At 66.7% G+C, this 4,662-nt stretch carries 3 protein-coding genes and 1 pseudogene; 2 read left to right on the top strand and 2 right to left on the bottom strand.

What is annotated here, in order from left to right:
- Positions 1-103: 103 nt before the first annotated feature.
- The gene (locus AC2VOK_RS06560) at positions 104-1,864 is read right to left on the bottom strand and encodes an N-acyl-D-amino-acid deacylase family protein (RefSeq protein WP_428899759.1); all 1,761 of its coding nucleotides are present in this window, start codon (positions 1,862-1,864) and stop codon (positions 104-106) included.
- A 53-nt stretch (positions 1,865-1,917) separates the two neighbouring features.
- On the opposite strand from AC2VOK_RS06560, the gene AC2VOK_RS06555 reads away from it, so the two are divergent.
- Positions 1,918-2,523 carry a TetR/AcrR family transcriptional regulator gene (locus AC2VOK_RS06555; RefSeq protein ID WP_428899758.1) on the top strand — a complete coding sequence of 202 codons (606 nt, stop codon included), beginning with the start codon at positions 1,918-1,920 and terminating at the stop codon, positions 2,521-2,523.
- A 130-nt stretch (positions 2,524-2,653) separates the two neighbouring features.
- A pseudogene (locus tag AC2VOK_RS06550) lies at positions 2,654-2,892 on the top strand (hypothetical protein); the annotation flags it as partial.
- On the opposite strand, the gene AC2VOK_RS06545 reads toward AC2VOK_RS06550, so the two are convergent.
- Positions 2,849-4,501, bottom strand: a complete 1,653-nt coding sequence (locus AC2VOK_RS06545; RefSeq protein ID WP_428899757.1) for a PecA family PE domain-processing aspartic protease — start codon at positions 4,499-4,501, stop codon at positions 2,849-2,851. The pseudogene AC2VOK_RS06550 and the gene AC2VOK_RS06545 overlap by 44 nt on opposite strands.
- Positions 4,502-4,662: the final 161 nt, after the last annotated feature.

The following is a 4,662-nucleotide window of genomic DNA, read 5'->3' as shown; positions in this document are numbered from 1 at the left end:
TTCAGGCGCCGGCCCAGGCGTGCGGCGTCGCGGACGGTCAGGCCGTCGAGGCGTTCGCGCAGCTCCTGGACGGTCGGTTCGGCCACGCGAGCCAGGGTATGCGTTACGCGGTGACCGGGCGGCGATCGCGCCGGCCGGCGCGTAGGAATGTTCCGGCGTGCAGGGTCGTTCCGAATCCGTCGGCGAACTCGCCATCCTGGTAGACGACATGGCCGTTGACGATGGTTGCCGAGATCGCACCTTCGTTGCGGTTGACCATCCGGTTGAGGTCGCCGAGTCCCGGTGCGGGCGCCTCGGCGTAGCGGCCGCTGGAGCCGTCGAAGCCGGCGGGGTCGACGACGGCGATGTCGGCGCGGCTGCCGACGCCGAGCCGGCCGGCATCCAGTCCGTACCAATCGGCCAGTTCGCCGGTCAGCCGGTGGATCGCCTTGGCGAGCGGCATGAAGCCGCGATGGTGAACACGCTCGAGCATGCGCAGGCCGAAGTTGTAGAACGCCATGTTGCGCAGGTGTGCGCCGGAGTCGGAGAAGCCGATCTGGACATCAGGGGACAGCGCGAGCCGGTCGAGGACCTCGGCGCGGTCATTGGCGATGGTGGTGCGCCAGCGCAACGCTCGCCCGTGCTCCACGGCGAGGTCGAGCAGTGCGTCGCCCGGTGTGATCCCGCGCATTTCGCCGACGTCGCCGAACGACAAGCCGATCACGGCTGGGTCCGGGCAGGCGACGATCTGCGCACCGTTGAGGTCGCGGTGCCAGACCCGGGAGCCGAACCGCTTGGCCAGGTCCTTGCGGAAGGCCCGCCGATAGCTCTCGTCCGCGAGGAGCTTGCCACGGCCAAGTTCGTCGCGGATATTCAATGCTGTTGCACCGGAACCGAATTCCTCGAACACAACCAGGTCGATGCCGTCGGCGTACAGCTCGAAGGGCACCGGGAGGTGCTGCCACCGGAAGTCCGCGCCGAGTACGTTGTTGAACAATTTTGCCGCGGTTGTGGTCAACCGCCACACGCTCCGGTCGGCTTTGATGTCGGCGGCCGAGATCAGGGTGGTCTTCAGCGGGCGGCGTCCCAGGGGCCGTCCCGCGCTCTGGGCGAAAAAGAGCGCCGTCTCGGCACGGCTGGTCAAGTTCGGAGTACTCTGGTGTACCCGATCGCTTTGGCGCAGTAGGGCGTTGAGCATCCGGTACTCCCGCCAGCCGGCGTATGTCGAGGGCAGTTGCCGCGCCGGAAAGCGCGTCCCCTCCAGCTTCGAAAACGTGCTCCTGATGGTCGACAATCCGACGAATCCTTCGTCGAGCGCGTCGGAGAGCATGTCGCGCATCGCGTCGAGCTCCCCAACCGTGGGGTTCTCTCCTTTGGTGACCGAACGCTCCAATCCCATTGCCGCGACCCGGATGTCGGAATGGCCGATGAACGCCGCGACGTTTTGCCCCAGGGGACGGGCTTCCAGCGCATCGACGTAGGCGCGCGGCCCGTCCCAGCTCTGGTGCTCTTTGACCGCAGAGTGGACGGTGTCCCATGGCAAGGCCTCAACCCGGGCGAACATGTCGGCGCAGTCGTCGGCGTCGCAGTACACCGTCGACAACGAGCAGTTGCCGATCACCACCGACGTGACACCGTGGCGCACCGATTCGGACAGCCCGGGGTGGGTCAGCACCTCGGCGTCGTAGTGGGTGTGGACGTCGATCATCCCTGGCATGACCCATTTGCCGGTGGCGTCGATCGTGCGCCGACTCTCCGGCAGCGGCGATGCGCTCAGCGTGACCACGATGCCGTCGCGCACACCCACGTCAGCACGCGTCGGGATCGCATTCGCTGTTCCGTCGTACACGGTTCCACCGCGAAGGACGAGGTCGTAATCGGGCACACAGACTCCTCGATACTCGTCAGTATTGGATACTGGCGAGTATCGTACCCGTGATGCCCGAAGTCAAAGCGGTCCAGTCGAGGCCCAAGCGCAGCGAAGTCCGCGCGCGCATCCTCGACGCGGCCGCCTCGACGTTCTCCAGGTACGGGTTCGCCGGAGCCAGCATCGATGCGATCGCCGACGCCGCCGGGTTCACCAAGGGTGCGGTCTATTCGAACTTCGGATCCAAGGACGACCTGTTCTTCGCGTTGATGGACCAGCAGATCGAGCTGCGTATTCGGCTGGCCACCGAGGCGATGAGCGACCTTCCCGGCGACGGGCAGCATGCGCTGATCACCGTGGGCGAGCGCCTGATCCGGGGAATTGGCGAGAACCGCGAATGGCAACTGCTCTTCCTGGACTACTGGTCGCGGGCCGTGCGCGACCCCGTGGTCGGTGCGCGTTTCGTCGAACATCGACGAGTCGTTCGCGCGTCACTGGCGGCCGCCATCGAGGGAGTCGCGAGTTCACTCGGGCTCAGGTCGTCACTGTCGGCGGACCTGATCGGACTGCTTCTGCTCGCGCTGAACAACGGCCTGGCCATCGAAGAACTCGTCGAACCCGGCAACGTGCCACCGGGGCTCATCGGCAGTGTGCTCGGCTCGCTCATCGATCGATGAAACTGGACGACCACCCGCCACCCTCACCCTCAACCGGCCCCAGGCGCGCAACGCCATCAACGGGGCCAGTCAACGCGACATGGGACCGGTTCCGCGACGACCTCGACGGGGCCTGGACGGGGATGGGCAACGCACCCTCGCAGAGGCTGCTCCCCTGGTCCAGCGGGCCATCCAGGAGGTGGCCCGGGGCGGACGGCGGACATGGGCTGGATCGAGTCGGTACGGTTCAGCGACACCGTGCGCAGGGTGGCCGCGACAACCGACGATGTGGCCGAGGGGTTGCCGCGCGCCACCCTGGTTCGCCCACCAGGGCGGGCTACAGACCTCACGCGCCGGTGTAGATGGTGGTGGTGTCGGCGCTGTTGTTGATGTAGGTCGGGAACAGCGAGAAGGGGGCGTAACCGGTGTTCATCAACCCGCTGGAGATGACCGTCGGGTAGTACGCGTTGGCGCCGCCTTCATAGGTGTAGGAGTACAGCGGCTGACCCGAGGCGCTATCGACCGTGATCTCCGTTCCCGTCGCCGGGTTCCCGAGGACAGAGGTCGGGAAGGTGCCTTCCACGCCACCGGAGTCGACGATCGACGGGACGTTGTCGAAGGTGGTACCGCCGACGTTCACGGTGAGGTCGGTGACCGGCGATCCGGTCAGCGTGACACCGCTGCCGTAACTTGTCGGCGCCGGCCCGAAGACCAACTGGTTCGCCCGTTCGTTGATGAGAACACCCTGGTCCCACGATGAGTTCGCGAACGACTGGGTCGCAATGCTGGGGCCCGGGCCCCCCGCGTTGGGGCCGATCCCCAGGACGCCGGACACGCCGTCGGGCGCGAAGTAGGACGGGAACGAGAAGCCGTACGTCACCAATCCTTGCAGCGTCGTCGGCCAGGCGAAAAGCTCCACGTCGACGGGGGTCGGGTTGGTCGCAACCCCGCCGCCGAAATTCACCGGCATGTTGTAGGTCGCGTAGAGGTAGTCCAATCCGCCGCTGTAGCCGCCGACACCGAATCCGCTGGGCAACCCCTGGGTCAGCAAACCGAAGAATCCGCCGACATCCTGGAAAGGCACAACCAGGCCGGTGGAGCCGGTGTCGACCAACAGAGGAATGCTCGCTCCGTCGCCGACGGAGGCGTACACCACCGGCTCGGTCTTGTTCACCATGGTCAGCGGAACGGTTGCGTTGGTGCTGGTGCTGGTGGCGCCGGTGGCGCTGGTGCTGGCGGCGCTGCCGGACGCCCCACTCACCCCCGTGCCGATCAGCGGACGGCCGAACAGCATTTCGGTCGGTGTGTTGATGGCCCCGATGATGTCGGAGCGGATCTGGCCGACCGCGGCACCGACGTTCTGTTCGGCGCCGGTGAATGTCCCGCCCACCGAGGCGCTGTTGATCGCCGAGGTCAACGAGCTCAGCGCCGAGCCGACCGGGCCGGCCGCCACCGCACCGCTCAACTGGTTCGACGCGCCCTGCAGCGCCGCCTGCCAGGTCGGCAGTTGCGCCACAGCCGCGGACACGCCACCGTGGTAGCCGACCATCGCCGCCACGTCCTTGGCCCACATCGCCTCGTACTCGGCTTCCATGGCCGCGATGGCCGGGGCGTTCTGCCCGAACAGGTTGGAGTTAACCAGCTGCATCAACTGATTGCGGTTGGTGTCGACCAGCGCGGGATGCACGACTGCCGAAAGCGCCGCTTCGAACTCACCGGCTACCGCCTGCGCGGAAGCGGCAGCACCCTGCGCGTGGGCGGAGGCGGCGGTGAGGACATTCGTGTACCGGCCCGCGACTGCGATCATCGCCGCAGAGGAGGGCCCCTGCCACGCCTGGCCGGCCAGACCACCGGTGATCGACGAGAACGATTGGGCCGCCGAACCTAGCTCACCGGCCAACCCGTTCCAGGCCGCCGCCGCGGCCCGCAGCGGTCCCGAACCCGCTCCGGAATACATCCGCAGCGAGTTGATCTCGGGTGGTGACGTCAGGAAACTCATGCCCGCTGGTGTCCTTCCCCTCCACAACGTCCCCCCTGCTGCCGGTGACGGGCCTCCCAGGTTATGAGAAGGCTGCGATCGGAAGCATCACGACGGCCGGACACCAGATTTTATGACAGCGCAGCTGGAAAAAACTTGAATCCGAGCTACCAGTCTCATGG

The sequence above is a fragment of the Mycobacterium sp. TH-M116 genome, assembly GCF_057473685.1.
This window is presented reverse-complemented; position numbering and strand designations above follow the sequence as displayed.

What these genes read in the sequence shown, in the direction of transcription:
- AC2VOK_RS06555 (WP_428899758.1), top strand. Translation starts at nt 1,918, where the DNA reads ATGCCCGAAGTCAAAGCGGTCCAGTCGAGGCCCAAGCGCAGCGAAGTC.
- AC2VOK_RS06545 (WP_428899757.1), bottom strand. Translation starts at nt 4,501, where the DNA reads ATGAGTTTCCTGACGTCACCACCCGAGATCAACTCGCTGCGGATGTAT.